This is a genomic window from Qipengyuania intermedia (genome assembly GCF_019711615.1).
In the GTDB taxonomy this organism is placed as follows: Bacteria; Pseudomonadota; Alphaproteobacteria; order Sphingomonadales; family Sphingomonadaceae; genus Qipengyuania; species Qipengyuania intermedia.
Genome location: NZ_JAIGNS010000001.1, coordinates 936,815 through 954,097, shown reverse-complemented (window position 1 = coordinate 954,097; position 17,283 = coordinate 936,815). Strand labels below are relative to the sequence as shown.

Here is a 17,283-nt window from a genome sequence, read left to right as displayed (position 1 = left end):
ACTTTGCGAGGGGCATGGAACAGACACTTGTCATAGCCTTGGTGGGCATTCTGGGTATCGGTGCGCAATGGATCGCGTGGCGAACCGGGTGGCCTGCAATCGTTCTCATGCTTGCGGCCGGTTTCCTGGCCGGCCCGGTGCTCGGCATTTTCGATCCCGAGCATGCGTTCGGCGAACTGCTCGAGCCGATGGTGGCGGTGGGCGTTGCCTTGATCCTTTTCGAAGGCGGCCTGAGCCTCGACTTCCGCGAACTTCGCCACACCGGCAGCGCGGTCATGCGGCTCGCTACGGTTGGGGTAGCCATCGGATGGCTTTTCGGCGCTCTGGCTGGCATCTACATCGCGGGACTGGCCCCCGAAGTGGCGATCCTGTTCGGCGGGATCCTAGTGGTGACGGGCCCGACAGTCGTTATACCCTTGCTCAGGCAAAGCTCGATCAAGTCGCGACCCGCCTCGATCCTGAAGTGGGAAGCTATCGTCAACGATCCGACAGGCGCGCTGTGCGCGGTGATCGCCTACGAGTATTTCCGGAAAGTCGCCGAGCAACCCAACGCCACGCTATTCGAAGTCGTACCTCCGCTGATCATCGCTGCGATTATCGCCGGCCTGATCGGTTATATCGCCGCACTTGCAATCGCCTGGGCTTTCCCGCGCGGTGCCGTGCCCGAATATCTGAAGGTGCCTGTCCTGCTGACAGCCGTGGTGGGCGTCTTCGTCGTATCGAATTTGATAGAACATGAAGCCGGTCTTGTAGCGGTTACGGTCATGGGCGTAGCCTTGGCGAACATGAATGTGTCCAGCTTGCGGTCGATCCATCCGTTCAAGGAGAACATCGCGGTCTTGCTGGTGTCGGGCATATTCATTCTGCTGTCGGCATCGCTCAGTATCGAGGACATACGCTACATCAACTGGCCCATCGGCCTGTTCCTGCTGGCACTGCTCTTCCTCGTCCGTCCGGCGACGATCCTGATCAGCCTGCTGGGCACCAACATCCCGTGGAACGAGCGCCTGTTCCTCGCCTGGATCGCCCCGCGCGGTATCGTGCTTGTCGCTATCTCGGGCCTGTTCGCCCTGCGCCTGTCCGATCTCGGCTTCACCGACGGAAATTTGCTGATCGGCCTGAGCTTCGCCGTGGTCGTGGTGACCATCGTGGCACACGGCTTCACCGTCGATTTCGTCGCCAAGCTGCTCAAGGTGAAGGGGGCGACCCGGCCGGGCATCCTGATCGTCGGCAGCACGCCCTGGACTATCGCCCTGGCGGAACAGGTCCAGGAGATGAAGGCCCCGGTGCTGATCGTCGATTCCAGCTGGCAACGCCTCGCGCTGGCCCGTCAGAAAGGTATCCCCTTCTATCACGGCGAAATCCTGAACGAGGCGACCGAGCATAATCTGGAACTCGCACCCTACCAGAACCTCGTCGCTGCGACCGAGAACGAGGCTTACAATGCTCTCGTCTGCAACGAATTCGCCCATGAGATTGGCCGCGATGCAGTGTTCCAGCTGGGCGAAGCGGCCCAATCGGACGACAAGCACTCGCTTCCCGAGAGCCTGCGGGGACGTGCGCTCTTCGAATCCGGCTTCGGAGTGGAAGACGTGTCCGAGCGCCAGCGGCAGGGCTGGGTATTCCGCAAGACGAAACTCTCGGACGAATTCGACTTCGAGGATGCACAGGAGCGGCTGCCCGATGCGGCGAACATGTTGCTGCTGATCCGCAGGGGCGGGGTCATCCGCTTCTTCACGCATGCAGCGCGGCCGGAACCGCGCGCCGGCGACACGATCTTGAGTTACCTGCCGCCCCAACGCCGCACGGCCGAGGAGAATGCGGCCCGCAAGAAATCTGGACGTAAGCAGGGGATAGAACCGGCATGAACCGGACGAGGACGAGCTGGGCGGGAATGGCCTGCCTGACAATCGCAGCAATGGGGCTGCAGGCCTGCGGACGCGAGGAATCGCCCGAACCGGCCCCGAACGAAAGCGACGCCCCGCGCTCCATCTTCGAGCAGGAAGGTGAGGGCGCCGATGGCCGGCCGGCGGATGCTCCGCTGCCTCCGCTGGAAACGACCCTCGGCTTTCCCGACGGAACGAGCGAACTGACCGAAGCGGCCCGCGCCGAGCTGGCGACAATCCTCAAATCGCCCCAGATGGGCGAGGGTGGCCGCATCGTCCTGGGCGGACATTCCGACAGCGACGGCAGCGATGAAGCGAACGAGACTGCCTCGCGCGAACGCGCCGAAGCGGTGCGCGATTTCCTTGTCGAGAACGGGGTCGACGAGGAGCGTATCGAGATCATCGCATTCGGCGAACAGAACCCGATCGAACCCAATGCCCTGCCGGATGGCTCGCCCAACGAAGAAGGGCGCGCAGCGAATCGCCGGGTCGAAGTGACGATCGAAACCGAGGCATTCGATGCGGATGAAGCACGCGCGCCTACGCTTATCGAGACCATCACCCAGACCGATGAGGCGGGCGGCGAAGAAACCGGCGCGACCGGCGAATGACCTGTTGACGCGGGGCCACTCCCGGTGGCATCTGCGCTCCCGCCCAAGCAGGTGTGGGCGGGTATAGCATAGTGGTAATGCTCCAGCCTTCCAAGCTGGCTAGAGGGGTTCGATTCCCCTTACCCGCTCCAACCTCCGTACGCGTGAGCGTTCGCGGATCTATCCCACCGCCATATTGTCGATCAGCCGTGTGCCACCGATGCGTGCCGCGACGAACAGGCGTGCATTACCATTATCCTTCGGCAGGGGCTCGAGGCTGTCTGCATCGCGCAATTCGGCATAATCGACGCTGTCGAACCCGCTGACTTGCAGCACCTCGCGAAGATTGCCGAGCGGGCGTTCGGCTTCGCCGCCTTCGGACAAGACCGCTATCGCATCGCGCATTGCGCGGGGGAGGGCAGCGGCCTGCTGGCGCTGATCGGGCGAGAGATAGGCGTTACGGCTGCTCATCGCGAGCCCGTCCTCTTCACGCACGATCGGCACGCCCCTGATCGCGTTGACATGGGGCTGGGTCAGGTCGAGGTCACGCGCCATCCGGCGGATAACTGCAAGTTGCTGCCAGTCCTTCTCGCCGAAAAAGGCAATGTCCGGCCTGACCTGGTTGAACAACTTGCAGACCACCGTGGCGACGCCGTCGAAATGGCCGGGCCGGTCGCCGCCGCACAACCCTTCGCTGACGCCAGCCACAGAGATATTGGTGGCGTAGCCGGGAGGATAGACTTCCTGCGGTTGAGGGGCCCACAAAAGCGCCACGCCTTCTTTTTCCAGAAGCTGCGAATCCTGCGCCAGCTGGCGCGGATAGGCGTCCAGGTCCTCGCCCTCTCCGAATTGCCGCGGATTGACGAAGATCGAAGCGACCACGTGATCTGCGGCGCGCCTAGCCTCGCGCATCAGGGTAAGATGGCCCTCGTGCAGGGCGCCCATCGTCGGCACCAGCGCGATGGTCTTTCCCCCACCGCGAAGCGTATCGACCGCCTTCCTCAACACTTCCAGTTCACGGGCCGTTTGCACCAGTCTATCCCCTTGGATAAGGATCGTTTCGGACGCCCTAGCGCCGAGCGCGGGCCTGCAGCAACAATTTGCGAGTATCTTTACTTACCGTGTCCCAGACCGCACCCCACTGGATTACCTTCGCCAATGAAAAAGGCGGCACCGGCAAGTCGACCACGGCCGTTCACGTCGCCGTCGCGCTGGCCTACCGCGGCGCCGATGTCGTCGCCTTCGATCTCGACCATCGCCAGCGTACCATGTGCCGCTATTTCGAGAACCGGGCCGACACGGCGCAGCGCCGCAACATCGATCTGCCAACAGTGCGCTGCCACACGATCGAAGGTCTCGAACCCGAGGAATTCGCCGCTTTCGTCGAAGAGCACAGCGCTGGCGCCGATTTCATCATCGTGGACACGCCCGGCCGAGACGATCCGCTGGCCCGATTTGCCGCCACGCAGGCGGACACCCTCGTCACCCCGATGAACGACAGCTTCGTCGATTTCGACCTTATCGGCCAGGTCGAAGGGGAGACCTTCAAGGTCAAGAAGCTCTCGTTCTACGCCGAACTCATCTGGGAGGCGCGGATCAAGCGTGGCCGCCAGCAGATCGACCAGCAGCGGGCGCAGATGGACTGGGTCGTGGTGCGCAACCGCACGGGCCATACAGAGGCGCGCAACATGGCGCGCATCGAACAGGCATTGGCGGAAATGTCCAAGCGCGTCGGCTTCCGTACTGCGAAAGGCCTTTCGGAACGCGTGATCTACCGCGAGCTGTTCCCGTCGGGCCTCACTCTGCTCGACAAGGGACATCTGGGCGATCTCGGCACTAGCCACCTCGTCGCCAGGCAGGAACTACGCGGCCTTGTCGCCGCGCTGCGCCTGCCGGGAAGCGCGTTTCCGCCAGTCGAAGAGGCAGCCGAATGACGCGTTTCCTGATCATTGCCGCGCTGCTGTCGATCCTGTGCCGCTGGGCGCTGGGTAAATGGCCGTGGGATTATCTTCGCGGTACCCCGACCCGCGAGCAGGCGCTGTTCAAGGCGCGCAAGCTGCTGAATGTGTCCGCGCGGGCGGACCACCGCGAAATCCGCGAGGCGCATCGCCGGATGGCCAGCATGCTTCACCCCGACAAGGGCGGTGACAAAGCGCAGATGCAGGAACTGAATGCCGCGCGCGACCTGCTCATCAACGAATTACCTTACGAATCTCCGGAGCCTCCCCGATGAGCCATGCTTTCGATTCCACTATCCTGCGCGAATACGACATTCGCGGCATCATCGGCGAAACGCTGGGTGCCGACGATGCGCGCGCGATCGGCCGCACATTCGGTTCGATGCTGCGCGAAGCGGGCGGCAAGCGTGTCGCGGTGGGTTATGACGGAAGGGTCAGCTCGCCGATGCTCGAGCACGCCCTCGTCGAAGGTATCAACGCCGCGGGCTGCGATGCGGTTCGGGTGGGCCTGGGGCCGACGCCGATGCTATATTATGCGGAGGCAAGCGACCGCGATATCGACGGCGGCATTCAGATAACCGGCAGCCACAATCCCCCCAATTACAACGGCTTCAAAATGGTCTTTCAGGGCCGCCCATTTTTCGGGGAGGACATCCAGGAGCTTGGCAGGCGGTCGGCCGCCGGGGAATGGAGCGATGGTGCGGGTACGGTCGAAGATCGCGATATCGTCGATGAATACGTCTCGCGCATGATTACCGCACTGGACGGGATCGATGCCGAGGCGCTCGAAGGCATTCGCGTCGGTTGGGATGCCGGCAACGGGTCTGCCGGACCTGCTCTCGAAAAGCTGGTCGCCCGGCTGCCCGGAGAGCATCATCTTCTCTTTACCGAAGTCGACGGCGAATTTCCCAATCATCATCCCGACCCTACTGTCGAGGAAAACCTTGCCGATTTGAAAAAGCTCGTCTCCGCAAAGTCCCTCGATTTCGGAGTGGCTTTCGATGGCGACGGGGACCGGATCGGGGCGATCGACGGCGAAGGGCGCGTGATCTGGGGCGACCAGCTGCTGATGATTTATGCCGAGGATCTTCTGGCAACCATGTCCGGCGCAACGATTATCGCCGATGTGAAGGCCAGCCGCGCGCTATTCGATCATGTCGAGAAGTGCGGCGGCGAACCGCTGATGTGGAAGACCGGGCACTCGCTGATTAAGTCCAAAATGAAGGAGACGGGCTCTCCGCTGGCCGGCGAAATGAGCGGGCATGTCTTCTTTGCCGACGAATATTACGGTTTCGACGATGCACTTTATGCGGGCGTGCGCCTGCTGGCGGCATCGGCGCGCCTGGGCAAGTCGGTGACCGATCTGCGCAGTGCGATGCCCGACATGATCAACACGCCGGAAATGCGCTTCCAGGTGGACGAAAGCCGCAAGTTCGCGGCGATCGAGGAAGTGAAGGACCGCCTTGCCAACAGCGATGCGCAGGTGAACGGAACCGATGGCGTGCGCGTCAATACGGACGACGGCTGGTGGCTGCTGCGCGCATCGAATACGCAGGACGTGCTCGTTGCGCGCGCCGAGAGCGATACGCAGGAAGGTCTAGCGCGGCTGATGGACCAGATCGACGAGCAGCTGCGCCTGTCCGGCCTCGAGCGCGGTGAAAGCGTCGGACACTGATTTCCCGGAGGGAGGGTAATATCATGAAGAAGTGGATCCTGGCGCTCGGCGCGACGCTCGCCCTGTCGGCGCAGCCTTTGGCGGCGGAGGATGAAGATTCTTCTGCCGAAGATGCCGAGGTCATGGCTGCGATGATGCAGGCATTCGCCGTCGAACCCCTCTCCGCCGAAGAAGAGGCGCGCCTGCCCCTGGCCCAGCAGGTCATCGACAAGATGATGCCCGAAGGTGCGATGCAGAAGGTCATCGATTCGACCTTCGGCGGTATGCTCGGACCGTTCATGGAGCTTGCGGCAGAAGCCGGGCCGAGCCTTGCGGATTCGATCGGTTACGACGAATCCGAGCTCGAAGTGACCGAGGAACAGGTCAAGGAAATCGCCTCCATCATCGATCCCAACTGGCAGGAACGCCAGCGCCGCGAAATGGCATTCGTCAAGGATGCGATGGGTGAGGTCATGGCAGCGATGGAACCCGCCATGCGCAAGGGTATGAGCGAGGCCTATGCCGTCGCCTTCACTGCCACCGAACTCAACGATCTCAACGCCTTCTTCGCAACGCCATCGGGCTCGACCTTCGCGGCGAAATCCTTCGAATTGGCGAACGATCCCCGGATCATGAGCGCGGCCATGAGCAGCATGCCCGTGATGATGGAACAGTTTGCCACGATGGAAGAGAAGATGAAGGCGGCGATGGCGGACCTGCCCGAACGCCGGACCTATGCGGCGCTCTCCGCGCAAGAGAAAGCGCGACTGCAGGAGCTGACCGGGCTGAGCGAGGATGATCTCGTCTTCGGCATGGAGGTCGCTGTCGAAACCGCTGCCCAGGACACGCCGTTCTGAACCCTTGTGGCCGGGAACGTCGCGCGTTTCGGCGCGCTGTGATGAGGTGAGCGAGCAGGCCGTACCTTCCCGGATCGATGACTGGTTTGCCGGTCGCGGCTGGCGCATCCGCCGACACCAGCTCGAAATGCTGGAAGCGAGCGATGCTTCTCACCACGCCCTGCTCGTTGCCGATACCGGGGCGGGCAAAACGCTGGCAGGCTTTCTCCCCACGCTCGTCGATTTCACCGAAGAGCGGCTCGGCGGCAAGGCACCGCCCGAAGGGCTGCACACGCTCTATGTGTCGCCGCTCAAGGCGCTGGCGCACGACGTGCAGCGCAATCTCCTCACCCCCATCGAGGAGATGGGCCTGCCGATCACAGTCGAGACGCGGAGCGGTGATACGCCGTCGGATCGCAAGCGCCGCCAGCGGCAAAAGCCGCCGCATGTGCTGCTGACGACGCCGGAAAGCCTGTCGCTGCTGCTGTCTTTCCCGGACAGTTTCGAACTCTTCTCCGGCCTGAAACGGATCGTCATTGACGAAGTGCACGCCTTCGCCACGGGCAAGCGGGGCGACCTCCTCGCCCTGGCCCTCTCGCGACTCCAGGCGATTGCGCCGGACATGCAGCGAGCGGCCTTGTCGGCGACGGTCGCCAGCCCGGAGGCATTCCGCGAATGGCTCGCCCCGTGGGGCGATCTCGACACGGTCGAACTGGTCGAGGGCGAGCAGGGCGCGCCGTCCGAGGTCGAGATACTACTGCCGGACGAGGAGCGGGTGCCGTGGGGCGGGCATGCGGCGACGTGGGCCATTCCCCAGCTTTACGAGAGGATCAGCAAGAACCGCACGACGCTGGTCTTCACGAATACGCGCTTCCTTGCCGAATACATCTTCCAGCACCTTTGGGATGTGAACGAGGAAAACCTGCCGATCGGCATCCATCACGGTTCGCTGAGCAAGGAAGCTCGGCGCAAGGTCGAAGGCGCCATGGCGCGCGGCGAACTGCGTGCGCTTGTCGCAACGGCGAGCCTCGATCTGGGCGTCGACTGGGGCGATATCGACCTCGTCGTCCAGATGGGCGCACCGAAGGGTTCGAGCCGCCTGCTGCAGCGCATCGGCCGGGCGAACCACCGGCTGGACCAGCCGAGCAGGGCATTGCTGGTCCCTGGCAACCGGTTCGAATTCCTGGAGGCCACCGCGGCCAAGGAGGCGGTCGATGAGGGTCGCCGCGATGGAGAGGATTTCCGGCCTGGCGGTCTCGATGTGCTCGCGCAGCATGTAATGGCCTGCGCCTGCGCCGCGCCCTTCGAGGAAGGCGAGCTGTTGGCGCAGGTGCGGTCCAGCCTCTCCTATGCCTGGGTCGACGCTGAAATCTGGCAGCGCGTGCTGACTTTCGTAGCCACCGGCGGTTATGCGCTCGAAGCCTATGACAAGTTCAAGCGCATCGTTCGTGACAGTGAGGGTGTCTGGCGCCTCAGCCATCCCGAACAGGCCCAGCGGCACCGGATGAATGCAGGGATCATCATCGATAGCGAGATGCTGGAGGTTAGGATCAATTCTGGCCGCGGACGCGGTGGACGCAGCCTCGGCAAGATCGAGGAAAGATTCGCAGCCTCTCTTAGTCCCGGCGACACGTTTGCCTTTGCCGGTATGAGCCTGGAGGTGGTCAAGCTCCAGGACATGGAAGTGCTGGTGAAGGCCGCCAAGGCAAGCGCCATGATCCCGAGTTATGGCGGGGCGCGCATGCCGCTCACCACACATCTGGCCGATCGCGTGCGAAACATGCTGGTCGACCGCGCGGGGTGGGCGCGTTTCCCCGACGATGTGCGCGAATGGCTGGAGGTGCAGCACTGGCGCTCGCAGATGCCGGGGCCTGGCCAGCTATTGGTGGAAAGCTTCCCGCACGCGAAACGCCATTACAGCGTCTACTATACCTTCGAGGGGTGGAACGCGAACCAGAGCCTGGGGATGCTGATCACGCGGCGAATGGAGGACCGCGGCCTGATGCCGGGCGGGTTTGTGGCCAACGACTATTCGCTGGCAGTCTGGGGACTGAAGCCGGTCGAGGATCCCGCCCCGCTGTTGTCGCCGGACATACTGCAGGACGAATTTATCGAATGGGTGCAGAATTCGCACCTCCTTCGGCGGGCCTTCCGTGAAGTGGCGGTCATCGGCGGTCTGGTGGAGCGCCAGCATCCGGGCAAGCGCAAGACCGGCAAGCAGGTCACTTTCTCGACCGATCTGATTTACGACGTACTGCGCAAGTACGAGCCCGATCACGTTCTGCTCGAAGCGGCCTGGGCGGATGCACGAACGCGGATGACCGATGTCGGCCGGCTAGGCAGCCTGCTCGACCGGGCGGCCGAGGAGCTGGTTCATGTCGAACTCGACCGCGTAAGTCCCCTTGCCGTCCCGGTCATGGTGATGATCGGGCGCGAAGCTACGCCGCAAGGTTCGGTTGACGACGAACTTCTGCTGGAAGCGGAAAGCCTCGCCGGTGCCGCCATGCGCGTCGATGAACTTCCCGAAGCCGATTGATACTTACCGCACGCGATCGAAGTTCCGATACCTGTCGTTGCCGACGAACGCGAAATTATCGACGCCGGAGTCCTTGATCAGGGCAATCGTCCTGGCCGAGGTTGCATAGCTGGCACGCGCGTCCGGGTCGAACCGGATGACAGGCTGGTGGTCCATTTCGGCCGCGCTTGCGAGCTGGTTAAGTAGGCCCTGCCTATCCATTTCCGCGCCATTCCAGAAGAGGCGGTCGGACGCGTCGATATGGACGACGTTGGTTTCCTCGATCGGGTTGGTCGGCGCACCGTTGGGCAGCGGCACCTGCAGGGCGTGGGTGGCAATCGGAATTGCGAGGATAAACATGATCAGGAGGACCAGCATCACGTCGATCAACGGCGTGATGTTCAGATCGCTCATCGGGCGGCCCACATACTGGCGCGCTGTTGCTCGATACGGCATGTCACTCTCCCCATCAAAGATGTAACAGGATAACATAACAATTTGGAGATGCAATCCCAGGCCGGTCGAGTCCTAAATGAACGTCGGGCACAAAAAAGGGGCGGATCGCTCCGCCCCTTTTTGGTTTTTGGTTTCGACGTTTACTTGCCGAAACTGCGGTACCGTTCGTTACCCACGAAGCCGAACTTGGTCACGCCGCTCGACTTGATGATCTGGAGCACGCGGGCCGAAGCTTCGTAGCTTGCCTGCGCTTCCGGTTCGAACTGCAGTTCGGGTTCCGGATTGATCGTCAGCGATTGGGCCAGCAGGTTGACGAGATCGCCTTCCTGGATGGTTTCGCCGTTCCAGAGCAGCTCGTCAGTCGGTGTGATGACCAGCTTGTTCTTGTCCGGCTCCACCGTGACGGGGGGCGGGTTCGGGTTCGGTTGCGGAAGGTCGATATCGACCGAGTGGGTCGCCACCGGGATGGTGATGATGAACATGATGAGGAGAACGAGCAGGACGTCGATCAACGGCGTCATGTTCATTTCCATCATCGGGGCGCCATCATCCTTGCCGCCTGACATTGCCATGAGGGTATCTCCCTAGAAATTCTGGCTCGAAGCCGATCAGCCGTTCGGGTCGACCGGGTTCGAGATGAAGCCGACAGTGGGGTAGCCCGCCGCCTGCACGTTGTAGATCGCCCCCGCGACGCACGACCACGGTGCATTCACGTCGCCGCGAATGTGGACCTGCGGAATTGCTTCGGGGTCTTCCATGATCGCTTCGGGACCGCCGTAACGCTGAACGATCTGGTCGAGACGTTCGAACGCCTGGTCGTAAAGCTCTTCGGAAGTCACCGGGGTCGTATTGTTGAAATACACCCGGCATTCGCCGTTGCGCGATGCGCCCTCGAAACCCGGTTCGCCGGCACTGCGGCCCGACGCGTCGGTGGTGCTGACCGTGAGGAGCAGGTTTTCGACCTTGTCCTTCGATTCGATCGATTCGAAGATCGGGATCTCGAGCTTCTCGATCGTCTGGATCGCGACCGGGACCGCGATGAGGAAGATGATCAGAAGCACCAGCATCACGTCCACGAGGGGGGTGGTGTTGATGTCCGACATGGGCGTTTCTGCGCCGCCGCCTACCTGAACCGCCATCTTGTGTCCTGTCCGTAGCTAAAAGAAATCAATGTGTCGGAGGAGGCGGAGGCCAGTGGCCCCCGCCTATCCGTCTTACTTCTTGACCGCGCCGGTCGCAGTGCCGGTTGCGGGCTTGGCAGCTACCTTGCCGGCCTGCTGGGTCGAGGTCGCCGTCATAGCAGCCGGACGGATCTTGCCGTCCGAGCTGATGTTGGCGAGCAGGTCGGTGGTGAAACCGGTCATCAGTTCGGCGATGCGACGGTTGCGGCTCTGCAGCCAGTTGTAGGCGAACACGGCCGGAACAGCGACCAGAAGGCCGATGGCGGTCATGATCAGTGCTTCACCGACCGGGCCTGCGACCTTGTCGATCGAAGCCGAACCGGCGGCACCGATGTTGATCAGCGCGCGATAGATACCGATAACCGTACCGAGCAGACCGACGAACGGTGCGGTTGCACCCACGGTTGCGAGGAACGGCAGGCCGCCTGCGAGCTTGGCATTGATCGTTGCTTCCGAACGATCGAGCGAGCCGTGCAGCCAGTCGTGCGCTTCGAGGCTGTCACCCATCTGGTGATGGCTGTCGCGCGCCTTGACGGCATCGTCAACCAGCTGGCGCCATGCGCTGTTCTTGTCCAGCTTCTTGGCGCCTTCATCGAGCGAGTTCGAACGCCAGAAGGTGGTCTTCACGCCCTTGTACTGGTTCATCACCTTCTGCTGTTCGAACAGCTTGGTGAAGAGAATGTAGAAGGAACCGACCGACATGATGATCATGACGGAGAGAATGAACCAGGCGACGAAGCCGCCCTGTTCCATTGCTTCCCAGAAACCGAAGGAAGTCTGCGGAGCTGCATCGGCGGCAGCAGCAAGAAGTTCAAAGGTCATAGCGAGTAGTCCTCTCGAGAATTAGGTCCGCCTCAATGGCGGGAAAAGCTTAGTTGAGACGGTAAACAATCGTGGTCCGGTAGGTATCCGTGACCGGATTGCCTGCCCTGTCGAGCGCCGGATCGAACCGCGCATAGCGGGTCATGCCATCGCATGCGGCGGCATCCAGGTCGCTCGAGCCACTGGAGCTGGTGACGGAACATCCGGCCACGCGGCCGTCTGTACCAACGGTGACGCTCACACCGACGTTACCTTCGACACCGTCACGTTCTGCACGGCGCGGATAGTTACGCTGGATGCGGCTGGCCCAGCTGCTCTGACCCTTGGGGCTTGCACCACGTGCCTGGGAAGGCGCGGGGGGCGGTGCCGGAGGAGCGGGCGGAGCGGGCGGCGGAATCCGGACGGCGGGCGGTGCCGGCGGCGGAATCGTCGTCTGGGTGCGGATGGGCGGCGGTGCCGGTGCGATGTTGATCGGCGGCGGCGGTGCCACGGGCGGCGGGGGGGCCGTCTCGGGAATATCTTCCGGCGGCGGCGGAGGCTCGTCCTCCGGTTCCGGCGGCGGCGGCTCTTCCACGTCGATTGTAGTCACGCGTTCGACGACCGACTTAGCCACATCGAGGGCAAGTCCGGTAATCAGGGCGTAACCGAGTCCTATGTGGATGAGGGCAACGATGATGATCGCAACGATGCGATTGCCACTCATCTCTTGGTCAGCATAAGCCATTCGGTTGCATCACTCCATCGTGTCTGCCCGATTCGCACCGGGCCGTTTTGGCGCCGTGGGGGGAGGTATTTCTGACCGCAATCCCGACGCCGAATTCCATACTATGCAAGCAATATCCCCTAGGGGATAGAGCGCTGCGAACCAGGGGCTGTTCCCGAAAACTCCCGAAAACGGTCGTTTCAGGCAATATTGTATCATTAGCCCGGCTCAGGCCCATCCCTTAGCTTCGATGCTTTACAGGGGCAAACCCTTTTCCGGTTAAGGGGCAATTCACGGCTTTGGTGGGAGGAACCATGGATGCGTTGGATCGGTTGACCTACGATACGACGAAACCTTCTTGGTCCGAGCACTCGAAAAGGCAACTTGCCCCCATGTTTTCAAAGACTTTCTTCGCGATATCGGCGGCTTTGGCACTTGCTGTACCGGCCGTGGGCCAGGACACGGCGCCGCCTCTTACCTATGCCTATCTGGTCCAGCTTTCCGACGGCACGCCGCTCGTCATCAGGGCCGAAATTCGCAAGCAGGCGCAGGTTTCGCCCGAACGCGCGCCGGGACTCGCGCCCGGGTTTGCGCGCCTCTACGTGGAAGCCCGCACCGGCTCGCTGATTGCCGGCACCGTTCCGGTAGGCGAGGAACTGAAGTACCTTGTCGATGTCCCGCTCGATGCGAAGGGCAAGGTTCCCAAGCTCAAGAAGCAGGAGGTCATCCTGTTCGCACGCCCGGTTGCAGGTCGTCCCGGAGAAATCCAGCTCGTCGGTACCGACGCACAGCTGCGTTATTCGCCCGAACTGGAAGCCCGGCTGCGTCCGATCCTTGCCGATCTCGTTTCTCCGCAGGCCCCGCCCAGGGTCACCGGCGTATCCGATGCGCTCGCCGTCGAAGGCACGCTGGTGGGCGAGTCGGAGACTCAGCTTTTCCTCGATACGGAGAAAGACGGGCCCGTGTCGGTGACTGTCGTGCGCCGTCCAGGGCAGGCCCCGCGCTGGGGCGTCTCGTGGACGGAAATCGTCGACCAGGCTGCGCGCCCGCCACAGGCCGGGACGCTGGAGTGGTATCGCCTTGCGTGTGCCCTGCCACAGGAACTGCCCGGCACGGCGAACCTCGCCCAGGACCGGCGGGCCCGCGATCTGGCTGCACGCGATTATGCCTTTGTGATCGACCAGCTGGGTCCGTGCGAGCGTACGACCGACTGAACGCCCGCTAAGGGCCAGCAAAGACAAACTGGTTCACGCGGGTGCATATGCTGCGCTAGGCGGTCCCGCATGGATCCCTATCGTCATACATTCCGCGTGCGCTACGCAGAGGTCGACCCCCAAAGCGTCGTCTTCAATTCGCGCTATCTCGAATACGCCGACGTCCTCGTCAGCGAATTTTTCCGCGAAGCGCGGGAGCGCGGAATGCCAGCCGACGTCGAATTCCACGTGCGCCGCGCGGAAGTGGATTACCTTGCGCCGATCCGCCTCGAAGAGTTGATCGAAGGCCGCCTCACCGTGGTCCGGATCGGCAATTCGAGCATGGAGACCCTAATCACCCTCCACGGCGCCGATGACGGCGACCTTCGTGCCGAAATCCGCCTGCTTAATGTCCACGTCGACTTGCCCGAGGGGCGGCCGACGCCGGTTCCGGATTCGGTGCGCGAGGCCTTCGGTTTCCCGGCACGGGAGGGCGCCGATGTCTGATCCCTTGCGCATAGCGCTGGCCGGTCTCGGCACTGTCGGCACCGGGGTAATCCGCCTGATCGAGACCAATCGCGACATGATCGCCGCCCGTGCCGGCAGGCCGATCGAGATCGTGGCCGTTTCGGCCCGCGAAAAGGGCAAGGACAGGGGCGTCGATCTCTCTCCCTATGCCTGGGTGGACGACATGCAGGCCATGGCGGCCCGCGTAGATGTCGATGTCGTTGTCGAACTCGTCGGCGGCTCCGACGGGCCCGCGCTCACGCTCGCCCGCTCCGCCCTCGATGCGGGCAAGGGGCTGGTCACGGCGAACAAGGCGATGGTGGCCCATCACGGGCTCGAGCTGGCGGAACTTGCCGCGATCAAGAGCTCCCCCTTCGCTTTCGAAGCCGCGGTCGCTGGCGGCATCCCGGTCGTTAAGGGCTTGCGCGAAGGTACTGCCGCCAACGCGCTCAACCGTATCTACGGCATTCTCAACGGCACCTGCAACTACGTGTTGTCGGAGATGGAACGCACGGGCGCCGACTTCGACGAGATGCTTCAGGCGGCCCAGGAAAAAGGCTACGCCGAGGCCGATCCGGCCTTCGACATCGAAGGCGTGGATGCCGCCCACAAGCTAGCGATCCTTGCGGCCATCGGTTTCGGAACGCGGATCGATTTCGATGCCGTCCAGACCGAAGGCATCACGCAGGTCGGGGCGAGCGACATCGCCCAGGCGGATGCACTCGGTTACGTTGTGCGGCTGGTGGGAATCGCCACACTGGACGACAGCGGCGAAGGGCCGCGCCTGCTCCAGCGTGTACGCCCGTGCCTCGTACCATTCCGCCACCCGCTTGCAGCGGTGACCGGCCCGACCAATGCCGTGGTCGCAGAAGGCGATTTCTCGGGCCGCCTGCTTTTCCAGGGTGCAGGAGCAGGCGACAAGCCGACCGCCAGCGCGGTGGTGGCCGACCTCATCGAAATTGCGCGCGGCCAGAGCGGCGCGCCGTTCTCGGTCCCCGTCACGGCGCTGCAGAGCTGTGCCGCGGCCGATCCCGGCGACAGGATCGGGCGCGACTATCTGCGCTTTACGGTTGCGGACCGGCCCGGTGTGCTGGCCGAGATAACCGCCGCCATGCGCGATGCGGGCGTGTCGATCGAAAGCATGATCCAGCGCAGCCGCGACCACGATGGCGGCGAAGTGCAGGTCGCTATGGTAACCCACGAGGGACCGGAGCGCTGCGTGACTCAAGCGCTATCGCTGCTGGAAGGCTCGCCTAGCCTGACGGCTGCTCCCCTGGTGATGCCGATCCTGAAGGACTGACCTCCTCATCGTTGCGCAGGTCCGGCTCGGGCAATCCGAGCTGCTCGGCATTGCCCTGCATTCTTGCATCGCGAACGATTTCCGGCTCCTGCGGGCCAGCGGCGACCGGCCCATCGTTTCCGCGCGGCGCAAGTCCGCGGGCCATCCTGTCGGCATCCGAACCGGGCGGCGCCTCCGGCAGCGCAGCCACATCTATGAGAATTGGCATCGGGGGAGGGCAAGGGCCGATGAAACAGCCCCGCGCCACGACGACGCCGTGATCGGGAATGCCAAAGGTGTTAACCGGTTTCTGACCCTGGCTACGCGCGGCGATGCGACGCTCGGTCTCGTCCTTGTCGTAATATTTCGAATTCTCGGTGTTGCGGCGGCGGCAGACGATAATCTCGCGGGAGATTTCCGCCGCATCCTGCTCCTCGCTGCAATCTTCGAGACGTCGCTCGTCTTCTTCGTCCGCCTCTTCGGGTACAAGCAGGTCGATCCGCTCAGGCGGCGTGGCCGACTGGGCTTCCAGCGCCTCCTGCGCCATGGCTGGTTGCGAGACCGAAGCCATAAGAATGCAGAGGCCCGCCCAGCCAAGTCTCGACAAGATGATGCTCCTGCGTATATCGGCCCGCGCATACGAATTCGCGGGCCATCCACCTGGGCCCCAAACTCGCTCCAAGGACTGAACACCCCATGAACTCGCCTGCCGAAAACTCCCTCGACCGCGTCCTCGTCCTTGAAATGGTCCGCGTGACCGAAGCGGCCGCGATCGCTGCTTCGAAACTGATCGGCCGCGGCGACGAGAAGGCCGCCGACGCTGCTGCGGTCGAAGCGATGCGCAAGGCATTCGACACCCTTTATATGGACGGCACCGTGGTCATCGGCGAAGGCGAGCGCGACGAGGCGCCGATGCTGTTCATCGGCGAAAAGGTCGGCGGGGCACCGGGCAAGGGCCCCAAGATCGACATCGCGCTGGATCCGCTGGAAGGCACCACCATCACCGCGAAGGCCGGGCCCAATTCGCTGGCCGTGCTGGCGGCAGCCGAGGAAGGTTGCCTGCTTAACGCGCCCGATGTCTACATGGACAAGCTCGCGGTCGGACCGGGCTATCCCGAAGGCATCATCGACCTTGCCAAATCTCCGACCGAGAACGTGAAGGCCGTCGCCGAAGCAAAGGGCGTGGAGCCGGGCGACATCATCGTCTGCGTGCTCGACCGTCCTCGCCATGCGGACCTGATCGCCGAACTGCGCAGCCTGGGATGCGGCGTGGTCCTGATCGGCGATGGCGATGTGGCAGGCGTGATCGCGGTGACGGACGAGGAAACCACGATCGACATGTACATGGGCCAGGGCGGCGCGCCCGAAGGCGTGCTGGCCGCAGCTGCGCTGCGCTGTGTCGGTGGCCAGTTCAACGGACGGCTGGTGTTCCGCAACGACGACGAAAAGGCCCGCGCTGCGAAATGGGGCATCACCGATCTCGACCGCATCTATACGCGCGACGACCTGGTGAAGGGCGATTGCATCTTTGCCGCGACCGGCGTCACCTCGGGCAGCCTGCTCGAAGGCGTGAAGTACCTGCGCGGGGGCAAGATGACGACCGAAAGCGTAGTCATGCGCGCCTCCAGCGGCACCGTTCGCTGGATCAAGGGCGAACATCGCACGAAATAATGAGCGAAGCGGGGAATGCCCCGCTTGTCATG

General features: G+C 63.1%; 18 protein-coding genes and 1 tRNA gene. 12 read left to right on the top strand and 7 right to left on the bottom strand.

What is annotated here, in order from left to right; translation table 11 throughout:
• The first annotated feature begins 14 nt into the window (after positions 1-14).
• The 3 genes from K3179_RS04705 to K3179_RS04695 all read left to right on the top strand — a co-directional run bounded on the left by K3179_RS04705 (position 15) and on the right by K3179_RS04695 (position 2,628).
• A complete protein-coding gene (locus K3179_RS04705) occupies positions 15-1,868 on the top strand; it encodes a cation:proton antiporter (protein WP_221562691.1) in 1,854 nt (617 codons plus the stop codon).
• On the top strand, positions 1,865-2,497 hold the full coding sequence (locus K3179_RS04700) for an OmpA family protein (protein WP_221562690.1): 633 nt from the start codon (positions 1,865-1,867) through the stop codon (positions 2,495-2,497). Before K3179_RS04705 ends, K3179_RS04700 begins: the two co-directional genes overlap by 4 nt.
• Positions 2,498-2,554: 57 nt before the next feature.
• A tRNA-Gly gene (locus K3179_RS04695) sits at positions 2,555-2,628 on the top strand.
• 28 nt (positions 2,629-2,656) lie between these two features.
• Here the strand turns inward: K3179_RS04695 and panC are convergent.
• Entirely contained in the window at positions 2,657-3,508 is an 852-nt protein-coding gene (gene panC / locus K3179_RS04690) for a pantoate--beta-alanine ligase (RefSeq protein WP_221562689.1), read from the bottom strand.
• 89 nt (positions 3,509-3,597) lie between these two features.
• On the opposite strand from panC, the gene K3179_RS04685 reads away from it, so the two are divergent.
• The 5 genes from K3179_RS04685 to K3179_RS04665 are packed head-to-tail and all read left to right on the top strand — an operon-like array spanning position 3,598 to position 9,460.
• Positions 3,598-4,410, top strand: coding sequence for a division plane positioning ATPase MipZ (locus K3179_RS04685; RefSeq protein WP_221562688.1), 813 nt, complete (start codon positions 3,598-3,600; stop codon positions 4,408-4,410).
• Positions 4,407-4,709, top strand: a complete 303-nt coding sequence (locus tag K3179_RS04680; protein ID WP_221562687.1) for a J domain-containing protein — start codon at positions 4,407-4,409, stop codon at positions 4,707-4,709. Before K3179_RS04685 ends, K3179_RS04680 begins: the two co-directional genes overlap by 4 nt.
• Positions 4,706-6,109 carry a phosphoglucomutase/phosphomannomutase PgmG gene (gene pgmG, locus K3179_RS04675; RefSeq protein WP_221562686.1) on the top strand — a complete coding sequence of 468 codons (1,404 nt, stop codon included), beginning with the start codon at positions 4,706-4,708 and terminating at the stop codon, positions 6,107-6,109. Before K3179_RS04680 ends, pgmG begins: the two co-directional genes overlap by 4 nt.
• 23 nt (positions 6,110-6,132) lie before the next feature.
• A complete protein-coding gene (locus K3179_RS04670; RefSeq protein ID WP_221562685.1) occupies positions 6,133-6,945 on the top strand; it encodes a DUF2059 domain-containing protein in 813 nt (270 codons plus the stop codon).
• Positions 6,946-6,991: 46 nt separating this feature from the next.
• Complete coding sequence (locus tag K3179_RS04665; RefSeq protein ID WP_221562684.1) at positions 6,992-9,460, top strand: ligase-associated DNA damage response DEXH box helicase; 2,469 nt, start codon at positions 6,992-6,994, stop codon at positions 9,458-9,460.
• A 3-nt stretch (positions 9,461-9,463) separates the two neighbouring features.
• On the opposite strand, the gene K3179_RS04660 is transcribed toward K3179_RS04665, so the two are convergent.
• The 5 genes from K3179_RS04660 to K3179_RS04640 form a co-directional block, all read right to left on the bottom strand.
• Positions 9,464-9,895, bottom strand: coding sequence for an ExbD/TolR family protein (locus K3179_RS04660; protein ID WP_221562683.1), 432 nt, complete (start codon positions 9,893-9,895; stop codon positions 9,464-9,466).
• A 140-nt stretch (positions 9,896-10,035) separates the two neighbouring features.
• Complete coding sequence (locus K3179_RS04655; RefSeq protein ID WP_221562682.1) at positions 10,036-10,467, bottom strand: ExbD/TolR family protein; 432 nt, start codon at positions 10,465-10,467, stop codon at positions 10,036-10,038.
• Between the two features lie 36 nt (positions 10,468-10,503).
• A complete protein-coding gene (locus tag K3179_RS04650; protein WP_221562681.1) occupies positions 10,504-11,034 on the bottom strand; it encodes an ExbD/TolR family protein in 531 nt (176 codons plus the stop codon).
• A gap of 75 nt (positions 11,035-11,109) precedes the next feature.
• Positions 11,110-11,898, bottom strand: a complete 789-nt coding sequence (locus K3179_RS04645; RefSeq protein ID WP_221562680.1) for a MotA/TolQ/ExbB proton channel family protein — start codon at positions 11,896-11,898, stop codon at positions 11,110-11,112.
• Positions 11,899-11,947: 49 nt separating this feature from the next.
• On the bottom strand, positions 11,948-12,622 hold the full coding sequence (locus tag K3179_RS04640; protein WP_221562679.1) for an energy transducer TonB: 675 nt from the start codon (positions 12,620-12,622) through the stop codon (positions 11,948-11,950).
• A gap of 371 nt (positions 12,623-12,993) precedes the next feature.
• Here K3179_RS04640 and K3179_RS04635 point away from each other — a divergent pair, with 371 nt between their 5' ends.
• The 3 genes from K3179_RS04635 (at position 12,994) to K3179_RS04625 (ending at position 15,601) form a co-directional block, all read left to right on the top strand.
• Positions 12,994-13,815 carry a hypothetical protein gene (locus K3179_RS04635; RefSeq protein ID WP_221562678.1) on the top strand — a complete coding sequence of 274 codons (822 nt, stop codon included), beginning with the start codon at positions 12,994-12,996 and terminating at the stop codon, positions 13,813-13,815.
• A 69-nt stretch (positions 13,816-13,884) separates the two neighbouring features.
• A complete protein-coding gene (locus K3179_RS04630) occupies positions 13,885-14,301 on the top strand; it encodes an acyl-CoA thioesterase (RefSeq protein WP_221562677.1) in 417 nt (138 codons plus the stop codon).
• On the top strand, positions 14,294-15,601 hold the full coding sequence (locus tag K3179_RS04625) for a homoserine dehydrogenase (protein WP_221562676.1): 1,308 nt from the start codon (positions 14,294-14,296) through the stop codon (positions 15,599-15,601). The genes K3179_RS04630 and K3179_RS04625 overlap by 8 nt, the downstream gene beginning before the upstream one ends.
• On the opposite strand, the gene K3179_RS04620 is transcribed toward K3179_RS04625, so the two are convergent.
• Entirely contained in the window at positions 15,555-16,151 is a 597-nt protein-coding gene (locus tag K3179_RS04620) for a hypothetical protein (protein WP_221563077.1), read from the bottom strand. The two genes, K3179_RS04625 and K3179_RS04620, sit on opposite strands and share 47 nt — an antisense overlap.
• Positions 16,152-16,276: 125 nt before the next feature.
• Here K3179_RS04620 and glpX point away from each other — a divergent pair, with 125 nt between their 5' ends.
• On the top strand, positions 16,277-17,251 hold the full coding sequence (glpX, locus tag K3179_RS04615; RefSeq protein ID WP_221562675.1) for a class II fructose-bisphosphatase: 975 nt from the start codon (positions 16,277-16,279) through the stop codon (positions 17,249-17,251).
• Positions 17,252-17,283 lie beyond the last annotated feature (32 nt).